This window comes from Terriglobales bacterium (assembly GCA_035561515.1).
Classification (GTDB): Bacteria; Acidobacteriota; Terriglobia; order Terriglobales; family Acidobacteriaceae; genus DATMXP01.
On sequence record DATMXP010000045.1, the window covers coordinates 1 to 18465 of the forward strand.

Consider the following 18465-nt stretch of genomic DNA (forward strand, 5'->3'; position numbering starts at 1 on the left):
CACTCCGTCCCACTCGATCCTGAATCCTTCTTCCCGCGCGCCTCATCTTTCCGATATGAAAATTAAGTTCTTTTCTCTTATCGCTCTCGTTATCGTAGGCTCTCTCACAGCCGCTGCGCAATCGCCTTCCATCGTCGGCACCTGGGCCCTCACCGCCGCCGACAAGCTTCTCCCGGACGGCACTCGCTCCCATGATTACGGCGACGCTCCCCACGGTCTCGTGATCTTCACCGCAGATGGCCATTACTCCGTCCAGATCTATCGGGAACAGCGCACCAAGTTCGCTTCCGGCGACAAGACCAAGGGATCGCCCGATGAGTACAAGGACGCCAGTCTCGGAATGAGCGTCCATTTCGGCAAGTACAGCGTCGATCCCGGGAAAGGCACCATTACCTTCCAAATCGATCGCGCGTCGTTTCCCAATTGGGACGGCACCACACAGGTCCGCGCTTTCGAGTTGAAGGACGACGAGCTTTCCTGGAAGGTCCCGCCCCGCCCCGACGGCTCCACTCCCATCACCGTCCTCAAGCGGATCAATTAGATCGTCGCCCCATCCTTCCTTTGTGGCGCCTGCGATTCCACCAGGCGCCCGGCCCCAGGTTGGCTCCGCGCCTTATCGCATAACGACCTGTGCAAAACGTAGGCCAGCCGGGCTATTGCAATGATTTTTCCGCAGATTTCCTCTTGACAATGTGAGCATTAGGTATATAGTTCGTGCCCTGAATTAAGTAGCTGAAAGCGCCGCGAGCGAACCAATCCCGGGCGCTGAACAGTTGGTCGTAAACTCCTTGCCTCGGGGTCCCGGTGAGTCCACGAGAGCACATCTACTTCTGTTTCCCAAGTTAACAAGGCATAGTTCGGGCCATGAATTAAATCGCTGCAGCGCCGATAGGGATAACAGCCCTCGGTGCTGAGCAGCTTGTTGCAAACACCTTCCCTCACGGTCAAGTAAGCCGTCGTGAGCTCATCACGAAACGAGAAGATCACCAAAACGGAGGAGCACGATGTACAGGTTCCAAGACCGATTTAATCTCGTCGACGTTGGCAAAACGTGTCTTTCGCTGATGCTGCTGCTCGTTCCAATCGTCGCCGTACCAGCAGTCGCCCAAGACACGTTACCCTTGGTTTATAACGTGGAGAATACTGGTGCGCAGTATCCGGCACCGACTTTCCCCTCGTTCGATCAACTACCAATCATTCGACCGTTGCCGGATCCGTTCGTGTTCTTCGCAGACGGACGGCGCGACACCACTTTCGCAAGCTGGCAGCAGCGGCGTAACGAGATCTTTGCTGCTGTCCAGAAATATATGCTGGGCCCAAAGCCCGATTGCCATGACTGCACGATCACTGCGAACTATGTGCCCAACGCGACCGATCCTCTTCGGGGAACACTGACCGTAAATGTCACGCGGAATGGCAATACGCTCACGCTGACCTCGGCAGTTACCCTGCCCGCGACGGGGTCCGCTCCCTTCCCTTACATGATTGGTATCGGAGCTAGCGGTACCGGGAGCCTCCCAGCCAGTCTTCTCACCAATGTCGCGAAAGTCGGATTCAACAATGGTCAGGTAACAACTGCGTTCTACACGCTTTATCCCGAGCTGTGCGCCGGAACAGCTTGTGCCGTGGCCACTAACTACGGAGCAGGAGGCAGTAACTCGGGGCAATACGCCGCATGGTCCTGGGGAATAAGCCGCTTGATTGACGGCATAGAAATCGCTTCCAAACAGGCAGACAATCCACTCTCGCTCGATACCACACACTCGGGGGTGACCGGGTGCTCTTTTGCCGGCAAAGAGGCGCTATACGCCGGAGCTTTGGACGAACGCATCGCTCTTACGATCGCCCAGGAAAACGGTGGTGGTGGCGCTCCGTCATGGCGTTTCAACCAGAATGTCGAAGCCCAGGCGCCTCCGGGATCGGCCGTATTGGCGGCAGGTTCGGTGGAGGACATCAACGACACAAACTATGGCTGGTTCAGCGGACAGATGTACCAGTTTAACGGCTCCAACGTTTACAAACTCCCGATCGACCAGCACGAGCTTATGGCCATGATCGCGCCGAGAGCGTTGCTCCAGACCGGGAACACCGGTTTTTACTGGCTGGGGAATGGCGCCGCGTATGTCTCGTCACGGGCAACGCAGCGGGTCTACGAACAATTTGGCATAGGAGACAGGTTTGGGTTCATCATCGACGGTGACCATAACCACTGTGCTATACCACCCATCCAACAGACCCAGGTAGCGGCGTTCATCAACAGATTCATGCTGGGCCAGGACGTCTCTACCGACATTAAGATCTATCCAAACCCGTACGTCCAGGAACAAACCGCGCCTCCCTATTATTTGCCCCACGGGAACTACACTGGACGCTACATCGACCGCAACGGAAACCGTTACCCAACGGACTATCCATACCTCTTTTCAACCATGGATTACAGTCGATGGACGAATTGGTGGGGTAGCGACAAAGCAGAATTCCCCAACAACTGGAACACAGGCGGAACCTTCGACCTGATCATGAACAACCAGGTACGTCGACTGAGTGCCGGCGATACGATCGTGGCCGGGTACGCTATCAACATGCCCACCGAGCACCCGGAAGCGACGGTGAAAGTTCCAAACGCGCGCATTGAGATGGACATCTCCTGTCCGGATGGCAGTTCCTATACCCTCGGAGTTCCGCTCGCGGGGCAGACCTATACGATTCCGGCCAACAACAACGATTGGTTCCCATCACCCAATCAAAACAGTCCACTTGTTTATCAGGGCACAGCAACCAACCCTGGCTGCAGTGGCGGCGGACAAGGGACCGCAACTCGGGCCTACTTCACAGCACTCGGAGTGCAAGACGGCTGGGCCGGCGACCCCGCGGGGCCTGGCTTGATAACCACTGACACTGTGAATCCAACCGACGTGAGGTTCCACCTCGCCAACAACTCCAATGGCTCCGGTGGTCACTGGAGCGAAACCATAACCGTGAACCATGACCCGCTGAATTGGCCGCCTCCTCCGAGGCCACTGCAATAGTTGCCGGGGGAGCCATGTGGGGCGGGTTCGAGTTCCCGCCCCATACTTCTAGTTCTGATTTAGGAAACTGCAGATTCCTGCCACTGACGTTGCAACAGCTTGCAGCTTGTCTTCCCTTTCGCCTCGTAACTCCTTTCGTTGATTACGCTTGCTTTGGTGAATGACGTGCTCTCATCACTCCGGAAACCTCTTTTTATATGGGCTGAACTACAGGGAATTATGTCGCCAAGGCTAATCGTCTAGTCTTCGGAGGAAATTCCGATGTCCCATCGTGCCTGGGTTTTGTTACTTCTCTTTCTCCTTTATTCCGTCGTCACTCTCAACGCTACAAGTATCTTCTTCAGCGGCAACCTGCGTAATGATGCCAACGTTATCTCTTGCGGGTCTGGCTGCACACTAACCTCTGCCGACAGCGACGCAGCATGGGCCCAGTTTGCTGCGCGGGTGGAGAGCTTCACAGTCGCCAGCACTTCCACCATGGACGCCATATCCTTCAGCTTCGGCGGAGGCACCAGTGGAACGGGGGCCGTTGTGTCCGCGGGCGGATTTTCGCCATACCTGAGCCTGTTCGACAGTTCCGGCAATTTCCTGGCGTCCACTTACTACGGCACGTATTGCCCAGCGGGAGCACAGTCCTTCAATGGACTTTGCTATGACGTCAAACTCGACGGCGGCGTGCTTGGTCCGGGCACGTACTCCATCGCATTCTCCGCGTACTTGAATATGTCCTATGCCGAGAACTGGGGCAGCGGAACCCTCGCCGATGGCTTCACTGGTTTGGGCAACTTCGATGGGGTGACGTTGGATTATGCGTTCGACGTAAACCTGACGCCCGTTGCAATTCCTGAACCTGCCACGTTGGCGCTATGCGCTGTGGGGATCGCGATGCTGTGGCGCAGGCGGAAGGCCTGGTGAGGTTGGAGGAAATATGGCCCGCATTCTGCTGATCCCTCTTTGGCTGATGCTCGCCTCGGTGGGTCTGTTTGCTCAGGCATCAACCAGTGCGCAAGAGCAGATGACAAACGAGTTGAGGCTCATTCGATCGACACTCGAGAGGATCGAGAAGACTCAGAACCTGCTCGTGACTCTGGAGAGGATTCGCTTGAACGAGCAACGGGTTGCGGCACTGGAAGCACAGCGCCTGCAACTTCTTAACCAGCAGACATCGCTTTCCGCACAGGTTGCGGCGGCCCGCAGTTCCGGCGGATCGCCGCGCAGTTCGATGATCGGTACACAGGTCGAAGATACCGGAAGTTCGGAAGCTTCTCAGGGCAGTGGTGCGGATCAGTCGAGGGCAGCCGAGTCGTGGGCACAGTTGACCGCTGTTGAACGAAGTTTGAAGGCCATTGATCAGAGGCTCGTCGAACTGAAGCGTCGCATCGCGGAAGCGGAAAAGTCGCTTCAGGGTTTTTGAATATCGACCCCAATCGGACAAGTTAGGCCCATCGGCCCAGCGTCATCCTCGGTCACGAACAAGCGGGATGGCCGGATCCGGGTCCGATTCTCCCGCCCATCCATTCGTCATAGATATCCGATGTTCCTGAAAGGAGCGCCACATGGAGGCATTGAAACATCGCTACATCACGGTGATCTTTACGATCGTCGGTGTTGCCGTTCTTCTGTCGATCTTCACGCAACCGGCCATGGCGCAGATACGGCCGGCCATGGTGCGTGATGTCGACACGCCAGCTCTCACGCCCTTCTTCGCCACTGTTGATTACTATTTCAATACCCTAAATGATCAACGGCTTCTAACGACTGTGCCCGCCGGAAAACGGCTCGTAATCGAATACATCTCTTATTGGTCGGCCGGGCCAATAGGGGACCAACTCGTATTTGCCACACTGCGCCGTGCACAGTACGGAACTCTCATGGTGATGATGCAAATCAACCCACCGCACCCTTCCGCTGATTCTTCCTATACGATCCAGGATGGGTCGCAAATGGTAAAAGCGTATTTCGAGGCTGGCGACCAGGTGTGGGTGTCAGCCAGTCACAACACAAATGGATATCGAGATTTCAATATTTCGGTATTTGGCTATTACGTGACGCCGTAGCAAACAGAGACAGTAGAGTTGAAGAGCCCCGCTCGCGAGACCGGGGCTTTTTTCTTTTATCGATTGAGCGTTCCAGGGTTATGCGGGATTACGAGGTTGTGAGCGCCGTTTGCGGGAGGGTTGGAGTTTGGCAAGTCCGTCCATGGCGATGCGGAGGCCGCGGAGCATGATGGCGACTTGTTGTTTCGAAAGGCGCTCCTGCTGGAGGAGGCGGAGTGCGTTCTCGGTGGCCTTGCGGATGTTGCGGACGTTGGTGAGGGGCGGGACGGTGTAGATGGGATGATTGGGCGAGATGGAGTGGTGCATGGCGCGACGGTTGTGGAAGTAACAGAGTTGGTGTCCGCGAAGAGCGGGCGAGCCGCATTTGGAACCATCGTCTTTGAAGCCCTGACATAGAGGTACTGGCCTGGACATCGGAAGTCTCCTTTGAGCGCAATGTGGATATCAAAATTTCCCTGGTTTAATGTTTTCAATCAGTTGGAGGGGTATTTATTCGCATCTTCGAGTAAACACGAGAGTTAGCGGCGAAAATATTGAACACGTAGGGGTTAGCGGTTAGAGGGTGGCAGTTAGGGGATAGCGGCTGGGGATTAGCCGATAGTGGGTGGTGGCAAGCGTCGATTGCCGGATGCAATAAACGCGGCAGACCCAACGGAAGTGGTGTTTGGCCAACTGACCGCGAATTCTGGGTCGCCATGTGCTAACTCTCCGGTGAAATGAAAATGGCCGGTGAGCGAAAGGGATCCGCTTTCACCAGCCTAATTTCAGATTAGCAAATTGGGCGGGGCACATTGCCAACAAAGTTAGAACTCGATTTGGTTTGTTTTCAGAGACTTAGGTTTTTGGAGTGCGCTTGACCCCCTTGACAACAAATTTTGTCACTTTCCCGGATTGGGAAGAAAAACACGAACGAGAGGAAGGGATTCAATTCGATGATCGGGTGATGACGTCAGCCGGTGATTGAAATGCTGTGGGCTACCGCCGGTGGCAAGCGGCCGCCCTGAGAAACTTAAGGGCAAGCTCGCAGCACGTAAGTTCGGCCACCCATTGCGGAAGCAACGCCCAACTTATATCGCAGATGATCAGTGCACCTTTTCGATTCCGGAAATGCATGCACGTACATACATGTTTCATTATTGCTCAAAAGCTGTAATATCATTCGCGAATCTCAGTTTACAACTGGCGTTAAGGCGAAGCGTACATCGCTTACGCCGTCTACAATTCACGGAGACGAAATGGGCGAAACCGCCAACATTGCTCAGATTGCCGCGAAGGTTGCGGACCAGTTATTCGCCAGATTTTTATGGAAAACATCTGAAGGGCCAAAGGACGAGAATTGGCCTTGTGAGCAGCCTGAATTGCATGGCAAGAGGAAGAAAAAGCAATCAGCCAAAGCGACTCCCGCGGATGAGCACAATCCGTATTCGGAAACTTCGGATGAAGATAACGACACCTCCACACCAAGTGTCACGCACCCGACCGACGTCGTGTTTTATTACGATGAACCTTACTCGAACCACCGGACTTACATCAACTGTGACCTGAAGAGTTACGCTGCATCTTCAATCAAGAAAAGCGAGGTCAAAAAAGCTGTTGGGAGTCTAGCAAAAGCAGTAAGTTGCCTTGAAAAGAGCGCCACCTGGCGGACACGATACGTAGCCGACGACAAGACCGCGCTGTACGCCGGAATGCTCTTTGTATACAACCACGACGGAGATTACAACTCGCGATTCGACGAACTTCTGGCTGACATAAATCTCACGACTCTCGATATCCCCCGAAACTCAAAGCTAGTAGTCCTTGGGCCTAGGGACATTTTCTGGCTTGATAACGTCAGCGACCAGATAGCACGGATGCGAGGCGACGGTCTGATTGGCCCGCCAGATCAAACTCGCTTTTTCTTTCCCCCTCTCGTTTTGTCAAAGAATGTTCAGCCGTCAGCCCGTGCTGCAACAATAGAAATGCTGACCGGTCCCTGGATAGTACTCAAGCACAGGCTCAACGACGCACCAAAGGAGTCGGTTGTCGTTTTCTATCGAGGAAGAGGCGAAGTAGTTGAAGAATTCTCTTTGCTGATCGATTACCTGATGTTTCACGGTCTCGTGGACCAGGGCGTGAACATTGTTGTCTGTGCGCTCGAACCCCACCAAGAAGCTAACGCTCTGTTCGTGAAAGCGATCGATGATTACATTCTTCGCTATGAGGGTGGCGAGGAGATTTCGAATTTGCTTAAGGCAATCACCTTCGAATCGATCACTCAAGTCCGGCGCGCATTTTCGACCTCGGAGATAGGAATGAAACGTGGCACGTAAGAAACTGATTTTCTCAGTAAGCGACAGCGAAATATTCGACGCATACATGTCCGCGCCTATTCACTTCAGCGAAAATGCACTGTTGGAAGAAGGTCGACGTCGGTCGATCATTTACTCGAAATATGAGAACGCAGAAGCATTGGCGAGAAAATTGTCGAGGCAGGTATTCGGATACCGCGAGCTACAACCCATCGAGCAATACTTCTCGCAATTAGGCCGTGGGGCGAAAACATCGTCCATTAAGATCGACACGCCAGTACAGGTAGACGAGTTGCGGTCAGTGATCGAAGAATTGGCGACCTCTCCTGAAAGGACCGAAGATATCACCTCGTATGTCGATGGTGTCGACATTGTAGTAAATGCGGCTTATACGGAGACAGACTTTAGCAAGAATCGCCTTCGTCAGCGGCAGCAAAAAGAAGCCAAGGTTCGATTCGAGATCGCCGTAGACTCAGTTACGGTTACTTCTCCTGCAACTAGCAAAGGCAGAGATCTGGTAAAAGCAGTAATAAACAGACTAGAAGAGAGAAGAAAGGCAGTACTGAATGTGGAGGAAGTTGATCTGTCGGGCATACGTGACAGCTTTCTGAGAACTCTCTTCTTCACTAAGCTCTGTTCAGGTCTCCCAAACGCAACCTTGAATGATGTCGTGCGAGTGAAACTTCAGAGCACCAACAAGGGCACATCGGACGGAGACGAAGCGGACGAAGAAGATGAAGAAGAGGATATCAATCTGGACATCGGAGTAACTAAGACGGAGGAGGTTGTTGCTGGAGTTCTCCGCGCAGCCGCGCTGAATGGACAAGACCTGTTTGGGACCAGCGTTTTTCAAGAGCTCCGCGAGAAAGGCTTCTATTTAACGAGCGTTACCTGGCGATCCCGATTGCAGGAGCCAGGTAATCCGATCGTGGAATTCAATGCAGACTTCGAAGACTCGGAGAACTGCAGGATGTTCACCTATACAGCTAACACTTGGAAGATACGCCGTACAACTGGTGAGTACAATGAGTCGTTTACATCGATACCGGCGGACAAGAAAGCGGACCTCCTGAAGATGTTGCACCGTTTTGCCCTGTCCACAATGCACGAGGTCGCAAAAGAACAAGCGTCATCATCACAGTCACCGGCAAAAGCGAACGGAGGCGACAGTGAACCGAATTAGATGGATGCGGGCAAGATTTCCAGGCTCGATCAGGCGGATCGCAAGGCAATTTCAGGCATCTAGCTTCACGAATGAATCTGAACAAGGGTTTGTAGTGGACCGCGTTCGAGACGATTACTTGGAAGCTCGATACTTTGAACGAGTTTCGTTTCAACAATCAGTTACCGATCCATTTGGAAACGTTTTCGTCATGGATAGACTCGAGTTTCGGGAAGTGGATTTCACCTTGACCAAAGCGTTCCCAGAACTGGAACTCAGAATGGCACCGCGAGCTTTGCGGGGATTTTCAAGCGCACTCCTGAAAGCGTCTGACTTTACGATGGAACTCGAGCAACATCCTGTGAAATTGAGCAAATGGGTTGCGGGAATTGAACGTCAACTCCATTCAAAAGTCTCGATTGGTTCGGCAATTGCTTCTGGCATCGAACTCGAAGGAGGAGCAAGAGCGAAGATTTCAATACAGAGCCCAAATGACGTGAGACCTGGATTGGCACAACTGATTCCCAAACATCCCTTCGAACTCGAAACAATCGAAATCGAATTCGAATATGACCGCGCGAGACACAAGGCAGTCCTGAGCACCGACAGCACTTTAAGGTATGGCACGAAGATGCCGGACGATGTGTTATCTATCCTTCGATCTTCTTTCGAAGCAACACGGGCGGCAAAAGAGTGAGTTAGCTACTGTTGGTGCCTTGTGCCCCTGTTTCCGCGCTGGGGTAAGAAGGAGTTCCTTTCTAAACAACTGTACCGCTAACGTTCACCCGCCACTATTTGGAACACAATACTCATTCTCCTACGCAATCAACTACGTCCTATTGCGAAAGTTCGGCATCCGCCCGGGACGAACGGTGAACGCGTAGACTGATTCCGCCACCGGCCAGGTGCAAAACTTTTCAGTCGGTGTCCGTTTCCTTTCCTTCCTCTTTTCCAAAATGGAAAAAAATCGGTTTAGGGCCCGTTTTACCTTGACCACGGAAGATTTTGAGATATAGTTCGAGCCGCGAATTTAGTGCGCGTGTCCCTGCGATTTCTCCGGATGTCGCAAGCCGCCTGGATTGTCGGATGACAATTCCGAAATCTGAAACTTGGCGACTCTACAACGAGATTCCAGCTTCCTTAAGAAACGGAGCGAAACATAAGATGAAAGGTAAACACTTAACCAACGTCTTCCGCCTCCCCGCAATGATCCTACTTTTCTCCGCGCTGGCGTTTGCCCTCGTCCCGGCCGCCGCGGCTGAACTGACACTTGTGTGGAATGGCGACGCCGACAAAGCAGTAGCCGTGGCGGTGGGAGGTTATGCGAATGTAACTCGCACTGACGCTTCCGGAGCCAAGATTACATCGAACGCGAATAGCGATGCGTTCCCCGGCATTTATTTCATTTTTGAAGAACAACAGAAGGACAGAGGCTTCTTAAAAGTCCATACCGAAGTATTCAGGAAATACACGAGCATCACGATAACCACAAAGGAAAGTAACGGCTACACGGATTACGTGATTTCTCCCGTAATGGGCCAGGGGAGGACCAGCGACAATTGCTTCGTGTTCTTCCTGAATAATGTGGCGTCGGCGAAAACCATCAACATGGTTTTCATCGATGACGCACTTCTGGTTCCGCTTGAGAGCGTCCCGTATCCGGCAATTATTGTTGAACTGAACAACGTGATTGCACAGGCCGAGGCTTTAAAAGCCGGCAACAAAGAGTTCCCGGTCCAGGTGAGCCATACCGAGGACGGATCGGATGTGAACCAGGCCTTCCCGTGGGTTTACGCCAACGAACTGCAAGACCTTGAGAACGCGATTGATTTCGCGCGCAATGCACCGATCGTGTGGGCCAACGAAGCGATGGCCAGCCTGAAAGACGCAATGGCGACTTTCAAAGCAAGGATCAAAGCAGACGGTACGGATCCCTATTTCCGTCTTGATCCGGGTCCGGGAAGATTACCTATCACAGTCACCTCGGTGACGAATGTGTGGACGGCCCGTAACCGGTTCGACAATCGTATCCCCGCGGACTTTGATGGCAGCACGTTCGCAATGGTTCCGTATCCTTTTGCGGATTCCGCAGGGAAACCTGATCTGCTTCAGATCAATTACATCTATAAGGGAGTAACCACGTTCGGCGGACTCAGCATGCAATCTCCGTTGTCCCCGGTGGTGAATGTCCCCACCGGCGCAACGATTGAGTTTGACGTGTACTATCCCAAGAGCGCGCAGGGCAAGTTCATGCGGTGGAGAATGACCAATCGCACCGGCACCACCGACAGCTACCTGAGAGGTTACGTCTACAATAACCTCAACCCTGACTGGGTTGGTCTCTACAACGGTGAAACCTGGTTCAAGACCCACCACAGCGTTACTGTCCCACAAACAGGCTCGTCCTCGAACTTCTCGCTTGAGCTTCATGGAGAGACGGGGCGTCCCGCAGAGACAGGCATGCTTATGGTCGGGCCAATCACAATCACCCAACCCGATCCCAACGGCATTCCGCTTCCCAACGTGGTCAACACCCAAAGCTACAGTGTCGTGGATCCGTTGAAGGGTCTTTACAACAGGGACAATGGGCTGTTCATGGTGGGCGCGATCGGAACCGGAACGGTAACCGGAATCAGGGCGCGGCACTATGAAATCTTTGTGGACGGCAACAATCTGAAGGCCGATGCCACGCATCCCCGCGGCCCGAACTGGCTGACCAGCGTCAGTGGCGCGCCGATGAATGGCGCAAACACCACGCCTGGCGTAGGGGAATTCAATTTCCCAGACAACGCTTACCTGGGGATCAGGGATTCCGGCAATCCGGGAGAGTACAAGTCTCACGCCCACGTTTTGGCATGGTACAACCAGGCTCCGGGATGGATGACGCAGATGATTCCCGCGACCCTTTCCTCCGGATATAGCGGCACACCCTATTTCTACGGATTGGGGAACGGCGTTCCAAGCACGTTGGTTCCGGTGGCCAAAGACATGGCCAGAAGAGTGCAGTTCAACCACACGATGTATGTGATGCGGCACTTCCTGACTACGTCTGCGAAGTATGGCTCGAGCGAAGCGCGTGGAGTGATCCCCTTCAATTCGTGGGACGTACTCAACGAAGAAGTCCACGAAAGCCGCCACAGCCAGAACATCCCCTTGGATGTGAACAGCTGGAGAACGAGCCTGAAACACACCAATTGGCTGGTTGCGATGTCGGATGACTTAATTGGCGGCGACATCACCGAGCATTACATCTACCTGCTCTTTAAGCACGCGCACATCGCGGCCCCCAACGCCCAGATGGCGGCGGCTTTCAAATCCCACTACTCTTCCCTTCCCGAGTACATGAAGCTGGATGGACACGACGATAGCGGCAGCATTGATGCCTATATCATGGCCAATCCTCCGAAGCTCACCTACAACGATTACGACATTGCCACGCGCAGCAAAGCGCGCACTGTCTACAACATGGTTCGCGCACTGAACACCGCATGGCGTTCCGATCCGCTGTACGACGGAAGGCCGCTTATCGAAGACGTCGGTATCCAGGGACACGATTCGGTTGGTAAGACTCTTGCAAGCAACAACCAATATGCGATGGCGCTGTATGCATCGCTGGTTGATCAAGGGCTTCTTTCCGGTATTTCGTTCTCGGAATTTGACCTTAAGATGCCGACCAACGCACCAGGCGGCGGCGCAACCGCTCCGGCAGTGCTCAATGTCAGACAGTCTGACGCGCTGGGTTATCAGTACGCGTTGATGTACAAGCTGTTCACGAAGTTCCAACCGTACGTCGATCACATCATCAGTTGGGGCGTATCGGGTTCGGGATGGCAGGGCAGCTATGTACTGTTTGACCAGCAGAGCAATGCCAATGCCGGCTACTACGGCGCGATGAAACCCGACAGATACGTTCTGGGACATTCATACCTGGATGATTTCTTTGCAGGCGAATACGAGAAACTCCAGGGCGGCTATGAAATTGACCTGGGCGATCTTGGAATCTACAAGCGCTGATTAAGAACAGTCGCGGGTGCCCGGTCCTTTTCTTCGGGAAAGGGCCGGGTTACCGCGGCGACAAGGCTTTCACTTCCCTACTCTGCATTTCTCTCCATCACGAGAACGGGCAAACGTCAAACCTTCCCGTTAGCAAGCGATCGACAGTTCGTCCTGTTGGAAAAGCCCAAGTGGATCGGGTTTTTCATTCTTCTGTGCAATCTTTTTCACTTTCACGCAACTTGGTTTCACCCTAATGGCTCACCAATGTGCCATTCTCCACATTTTCACTCACACGTTTCCCAATTAGGGAATGGCGAATCGTGCTGTGGTCCTAGCATCCCGCGCCAGAGCACCAAGAACCGTACATAACTCTCTGATTAATTACCTCCATCGTTTCGTTTTGGTGAGCTGCTTGCTCCGTTTGTTGTGGGTCCCTATTCCACCTTGCCACACGGGTTATTCAAGCCTCTGGGAGGAAATCCATGGTGAACCCTAAGCCCCAACTCTGTCTCCACGGACGTGAGCGACAGATTCTGTTCATTCCACTTGCGCTTCTTGCATTCATTGCTTTGGCAATTTCGCCCGCAGTAGCGGGTGAAACTTCAACAAGCGGCACGTTCCAAACCACTAATCAGAGCATCTGGAGCTCTGGAACTGCATTCTCATACGACTACTACAAGGACCTTGGCACAACGTTCTCTGCGAATCCGAGCATTGGGGATATCGGCTGCTTTCTCGGTGCGTGTGCCGGCGCCGAAGCTTCGCTGTATCTCTCCGGTAACATTGGACTGCGGATCGGAGCACACGTCGACGGCGGCTCTGTCGACGCGGCCATTCCGTTCAACGCAACCGTTAGCGCGCCGAACTTTGTATACGTCGGCCAAAGCCTTACGCCAACGGCTGCCATAGGGCTGGGAACCACGAGCTTCTCCGCGACCGGTCCAACCGCCGGAGCGTACACCGACTTTTACGCCAACTTCTACGCATCCGGTTCAGCCGAGGTGTGCTATGTGGTTGACTGCTCTGGCACATCGGGCGTTCTGTTCAACGGTGGGTTCACCCAGGAACTGCTCGCGGTGAATCGCAATAATGATGGCGAACTGCGCATCCTCGGATTGGACGTCGGCATGAGTGGGAGCGTGGGCCCGGTCAGCTTCTCGTTTAATCCCTCCATCAACGGGGCCAGTGCCACTGGAGGTGAAACCATCAGTGCCGTCGCATCTACCGACGTTGCCAACGTCGGCGTTGACCTCGCGCAGGTGGTTGCGAGTGCGGTTGGAATTCCAATTTCGGGCAGCCTCGGCGGTGTCATCAACTGGTCACTTTTGAGTGCCAGCGCCACACTTGACACATTATTTAACCAACACTTCTCCATGGATTCGAGCGTCGCAGTCAGGCTGCACGTCGAGGAAACCGGCGAAGACGTCTGGTGCTACATGGGCATGGGCTGTGGCGCGATCGGTGCCGCGGAGCACACCGGCATGTACACCATCACGCCGTATTATTACGGCTCTGCTCTATTCGGCAATCAGACCGGCATCTCCCTGGCGCCGGGCTACGACGTTAGTATTTTGTATGCGGAGATTCCGGGATTCTTGAGTCTGGGCCCGCTGGCCCAGTGGTCCAACAATTTCCCGCTCCCAGAGATTAGCGTCTTCGACAACTCCTTCAATCTGGATGGATTCGACGTTATTGCGGGCACACCGTTCCAGGTGCAAATCGTCCCCGAGCCTTGTTCGATTCTTCTCCTCGGTACGGGATTCCTTGCAACGGCGCGCTTGCTCCGTCGCAGAACAAAGAAAGGGTGAACCTTGGTCAAGACAACTAGTCGCGGTAGATCGCTTCTTGGACTCCTGCTGTTATTGCTTCTTATGGCAGCAGGTACTTCTTGCAGTCGCCTGGGCCTCAAAGACAAGACCCCAAAGTTCGACACGCCGTATCAGGTCGTCATCCTTTCCAATGGTGAAGTCCTGATAGGCAAACTGGAGGGGCTGGACACCGAGTATCCTGTACTTCGGGAAGCGTTCGCTGTGTCGATTGTCCCGGCCGGAGATCCTAATAATCCCTCAAAAACTACCAACATGCTGATCAGCAGGAGCAGGGTGCCAAACGCCCCTGCTTATACCGTCATCAACGCTCGAAATATTTCATTGATTGAACCCGTAACGCCGGGTTCAACCATGGACCAGTTACTGGCGAAGGAGAAAGCTGCGGCATCGCAGGCGAAGTAAGACAACCACGCCCTCGAACCTCGGGGCATAAAAAAAGCCCCACCAACCAGGTAGGGCTCGATAGCAGCTTCAGGGCTGGCCCATAAGCCAGCCCCTTTGTTTTGCGAACTAGAAGCTAAACCGAACACCGAACTCACCCCACGTGGAACGCGGGATGTACGTGCTGCTCGGGTTGATGAAGCCTATTGGATGACCGAAGGAATCCGGATCGGCGACATCTCCACCGAAGTTGTTTCCGTAATTTGCACGGTTGGTCAGGTTGAAGGCCTGCGCCACAAACTTCAGGTTCGCCTTTTCGCCAATCTTGAAGGTTTTCGCCAAGCTCATATCGAGTTGGAAGAACATATCGCCGCGGACCGGAGCATAATCCGAGATCCTGCAATCGCCGGTCACGTAATAGCAGATACGCGCCGCCGCGCCGTCGTTTGCATACGCAAAGTAATCGTTCGGATTACTCTTCGGAACCAAGACAGCGGTAGCCGTTCCACCGCCCGGGTTGAGCGGGTTATCCGAGTTGCTCAACTGATACGGCCGCGCCGAACCGAACTGCATGATCGGGGCGAGTTGCATACCAAAGGGCAATTCGAACAGGCCGCTAACGGTGACGTGATGGCGTTCATCGTTCGTCGAAGGACCCCATTCCACCGGGTCCAGCGGACGATATCCATCGCGGGCGTAGTTGCGGAAGATGGTGTTCGGTCCGCCGCCGCCGTCATAACCGTACGCCCAAGCCAACGTATAGTTCGCATTGAGCGAGAAGCGATGACTCATGCGCTGACGATAGCTGAAGTTAACGCCATCGTACCGGTTGCGGTTGATCGACTCTTCCACGCGCACGCTGGAGAACTGGCTCCCGGTGTACTGGTCCAGAGGACGTACCAGAACCACGTCGTCGCCGGCAGAGTTGAGGCCTTGCGAAACACGCTGACCGATATTGATGGTCTTGTTTTCGTGAAGGCCGAGCACGTGAGTGTACTCAACTTCGACCACTGAGGCCGGATTCACCGCCCAGCTGTAGCCGATGTTGAATTCTTCCGAGACAGGAGGCTGATAACGGGGATCGATCAAGCGGCCTACGCTGCGTGGAGCCAACGTGCTCGAGGGACCCGGCAGAGTTGGCATAGGATCAACTCCGTAACGCCAGTTGTTGAGGGTAATGCCGCCGGTTCCAGGGACCTCATCGTTGGCGGACAAACTCAACACCGTCTGGAAGATCGTCGGGTTCGCCTGCTGTTCCATGAACAACGGGATGTTCTGGAAAGTGTTGCCGTAGTACAAGCCGAAGCCGCCGCGAAGCACGTGAGTGCCGGCGCCGGTCAGGTCATACGAGAAGCCGACGCGGGGGCTGAACGCACGGTTATAGCTGTGCGGCAGGCTGTTGACGAATGGGTCGCTGATCGGGTTCGGGTTGGCCTTGAGCACCTGATACGTGCGGTTCTCGAGAACGTCGGACTCGCCAAGCGCGTTCCAGTCTTTGTCCCAGCGCAGGCCGAGGTTCAGGTTCAAGCGAGGAGTGACCTTCCAATCATCCTGGAAGTAGAAGCCAAGTTGCTTGGCAGATACCAGGAACGTCGGGTCGCCGGTGGCATAAGACATGCCGGTGATCAGACCGGGAGTGGCAAAGCCCTGCGGATATGTCGCCGGATCTGCAAGGATGGCGCTGGGATTTTTGTTGAAGTCAATTTCCAGCGTCGAACTGAACTTAAAGAAGCCGCCCTGAACCGGAGTGTGGATAAAGTCCACACCCGCTTTGAGGGTATGCTTCCCGATCGTCTTCGAAATGTCGTCCTTAAACTGCCACTTGCGCTGAACCGAATTTTGCGGAACGTTGGTGTTGGTGCCGAACGAGGCGCTCGGGAACACCACCAGCGGAGCGCTGATGCTGCTGTCGATCAGGTTGTTCCAGTACTGAAATCCGGCCGTGAACTGGTTCACCATCGTGTTCGAGATCTGCGATGTCAGCGTAATATTCGCGACCTGCAGGTGGTTGACCGTAAAGTTTCCGTTCGTCAGGTCGCCGGTACCATCCGACTGGTCGTTCAAGCTGTTGTTCGCCTGCGAGCTGTAGCTGACGTACGCCGTGTTGTGGTTATTGATCGTCCAGTCCATACGCCCGTTGTAACGGGTCTCATAGAACGGGCGCGGAATCGTGGCAGCCGGCTGCGCCGCGAGGCCGTTACTCGCAGCCAGGGTGAGTTCCGTAAGAGCATTACCAGACTCCGTCAATCCCTGGCTCTCACGTTCACGTTCGATGGTAAAGAATCCAAACAGCTTGTTCTTAATGAACGGTCCGCCGATGGACCCGCCAAAGAACTGCCGGCTGTAGTCAGGATGTGCTTTATCTTGTCCGCCCTTGCCGTCGGCCTGCTTTTCGTCGGCGTTGAGTGCAGCGTCACGGAAAAACCCAAACACTGAACCGTGATAATTGTTGGTGCCGGATTTGGTGATGACATTGATTGCGGCGCCCTGAGAGCGTCCGTTCTCAGCCGAGAAACGTTGCGTGCTGATCTGGAATTCCTGTACGCCTTCCAGCGGAAGCTGCATCACAGGTCCGCCGACGGTGTTGTCCTTGTTGTCGATACCATTAACGGTCATGTTCACGTTGCGGCCATCGCTGCCGTTCACCGACATGACGGCGTACCGCGACTTGGTTGGATCGTAGGAATCGGCGGCCTTTACACCGGGAGCGAGATAAGCAAGGTTCGCGGCGTCGCGGCCCACGAGCGGCAGTTCTTCAACTTCGCGCGGGGTGATCGACTGACTGACGCTGGTCTTGTTCACATCTACGATCGGGGCTACATCCGTCACCTCCACCGTCTCAGTAATGGCGCCGGGTTTCAGTGTGGCATTGGCCGTCGCCGTCTGGCCCACGAGCAGTTCCACATTCTGCACCTGTGACGAGAAACCCTGTTTCGTGACCTTCACCGAGTACTTGCCGGCTGAAAGCAGATCGAAACGGTAATGCCCTGTTTCATCAGTCGTTACTGTGCGTGAACTACCGGTCGACTTGCTGGAAATAACCACAGTGGCGCCGGGCACCAGTGCTTGCGATTCGTCAACAACCGTTCCCTGGATCGTACCGCTCGCGGTAGCCTGCGCGAAAACGTTTGCGGTACCAAAAACAATCAGCAGAGATAGCAACAATAGCTGCAAATATCTCCTCATAACTTCACTTCCTCCTGGAGGTGGATCGGTTCGAAATGTAGATCGGTTTGGATCGTGAGTCGCATCGCCTCGCAGTTGTGGCTTGGCGGCGGCTTCGCGGTACGTGTATTTGGCCCCGGGCAGTTTTCCCCGAGAATGGTCTATTCGTCCCCACGATGAACAGACCGGTCCCTAAGGTCGGGGCAATTCTGCGACCAGACCCACGGTCCATGCTAACTCGCTGAATCTAAGGGAATCGCCGGATCAGTGCTAAGGCGGAGATGCCGCCAAGCTCTGGAAATATGGAGATTTTAATTGGCGAAATACCACTTTTCATATGTGCCGAGGTATGTAGCGCTGATGAAAAGGGAGAGAATGCATCGTATCGTAATCCGAGGTTTCGTCCCCGGGGCATGTGGGCTGGGCCTGAGCCTCCGGTCATTCTCGAATGCGGGCAAACCCGAGGCACCTCCCCTGTCTCTAAGCCTCAACTTACTGCAAATTCCTGCCGGGAGACCAGTTTCAACTCACGGGAGGGTCGCAGAAATTTATGGA

The 18465-nt window shown here is 54.2% G+C and carries 13 protein-coding genes; 11 read left to right on the forward strand and 2 right to left on the reverse strand.

The window, feature by feature from the left end; translation table 11 throughout:
- The 5 genes from VN577_20435 to VN577_20455 form a co-directional block, all read left to right on the forward strand.
- A partial coding sequence (locus tag VN577_20435; GenBank protein HWR17208.1) for a lipocalin-like domain-containing protein occupies positions 1-541 on the forward strand: 541 nt, incomplete at its 5' end.
- Positions 542-1004: 463 nt separating this feature from the next.
- Positions 1005-3029, forward strand: coding sequence for a hypothetical protein (locus tag VN577_20440; GenBank protein HWR17209.1), 2025 nt, complete (start codon positions 1005-1007; stop codon positions 3027-3029).
- Positions 3030-3290: 261 nt separating this feature from the next.
- Positions 3291-3944 (forward strand): DVUA0089 family protein, encoded by a 654-nt coding sequence (locus VN577_20445; protein HWR17210.1) that lies wholly within the window; start codon positions 3291-3293, stop codon positions 3942-3944.
- Positions 3945-3957: 13 nt separating this feature from the next.
- The gene (locus VN577_20450; protein HWR17211.1) at positions 3958-4443 is read left to right on the forward strand and encodes a hypothetical protein; all 486 of its coding nucleotides are present in this window, start codon (positions 3958-3960) and stop codon (positions 4441-4443) included.
- Positions 4444-4585: 142 nt separating this feature from the next.
- Complete coding sequence (locus VN577_20455) at positions 4586-5086, forward strand: hypothetical protein (protein HWR17212.1); 501 nt, start codon at positions 4586-4588, stop codon at positions 5084-5086.
- A 78-nt stretch (positions 5087-5164) separates the two neighbouring features.
- Here VN577_20455 and VN577_20460 read toward each other — a convergent pair whose 3' ends face one another.
- Positions 5165-5500, reverse strand: coding sequence for a hypothetical protein (locus tag VN577_20460; GenBank protein HWR17213.1), 336 nt, complete (start codon positions 5498-5500; stop codon positions 5165-5167).
- A gap of 821 nt (positions 5501-6321) precedes the next feature.
- Here VN577_20460 and VN577_20465 point away from each other — a divergent pair.
- The 6 genes from VN577_20465 (at position 6322) to VN577_20490 (ending at position 14766) form a co-directional block, all read left to right on the forward strand.
- Positions 6322-7398: a hypothetical protein gene (locus VN577_20465; GenBank protein HWR17214.1), complete on the forward strand. Its 1077-nt coding sequence runs from the start codon at positions 6322-6324 to the stop codon at positions 7396-7398.
- Between the two features lie 280 nt (positions 7399-7678).
- Positions 7679-8560 (forward strand): hypothetical protein, encoded by an 882-nt coding sequence (locus VN577_20470; protein HWR17215.1) that lies wholly within the window; start codon positions 7679-7681, stop codon positions 8558-8560.
- 190 nt (positions 8561-8750) lie between these two features.
- Entirely contained in the window at positions 8751-9236 is a 486-nt protein-coding gene (locus VN577_20475; GenBank protein ID HWR17216.1) for a hypothetical protein, read from the forward strand.
- 467 nt (positions 9237-9703) lie between these two features.
- A complete protein-coding gene (locus tag VN577_20480) occupies positions 9704-12553 on the forward strand; it encodes an endo-1,4-beta-xylanase (protein HWR17217.1) in 2850 nt (949 codons plus the stop codon).
- A 464-nt stretch (positions 12554-13017) separates the two neighbouring features.
- Positions 13018-14343 (forward strand): hypothetical protein, encoded by a 1326-nt coding sequence (locus VN577_20485; protein ID HWR17218.1) that lies wholly within the window; start codon positions 13018-13020, stop codon positions 14341-14343.
- Positions 14344-14406: 63 nt separating this feature from the next.
- A complete protein-coding gene (locus tag VN577_20490) occupies positions 14407-14766 on the forward strand; it encodes a hypothetical protein (GenBank protein ID HWR17219.1) in 360 nt (119 codons plus the stop codon).
- Between the two features lie 108 nt (positions 14767-14874).
- Here the strand turns inward: VN577_20490 and VN577_20495 are convergent, their stop codons facing one another.
- Positions 14875-17931 (reverse strand): TonB-dependent receptor, encoded by a 3057-nt coding sequence (locus VN577_20495; GenBank protein HWR17220.1) that lies wholly within the window; start codon positions 17929-17931, stop codon positions 14875-14877.
- Between the last annotated feature and the right edge of the window lie 534 nt (positions 17932-18465).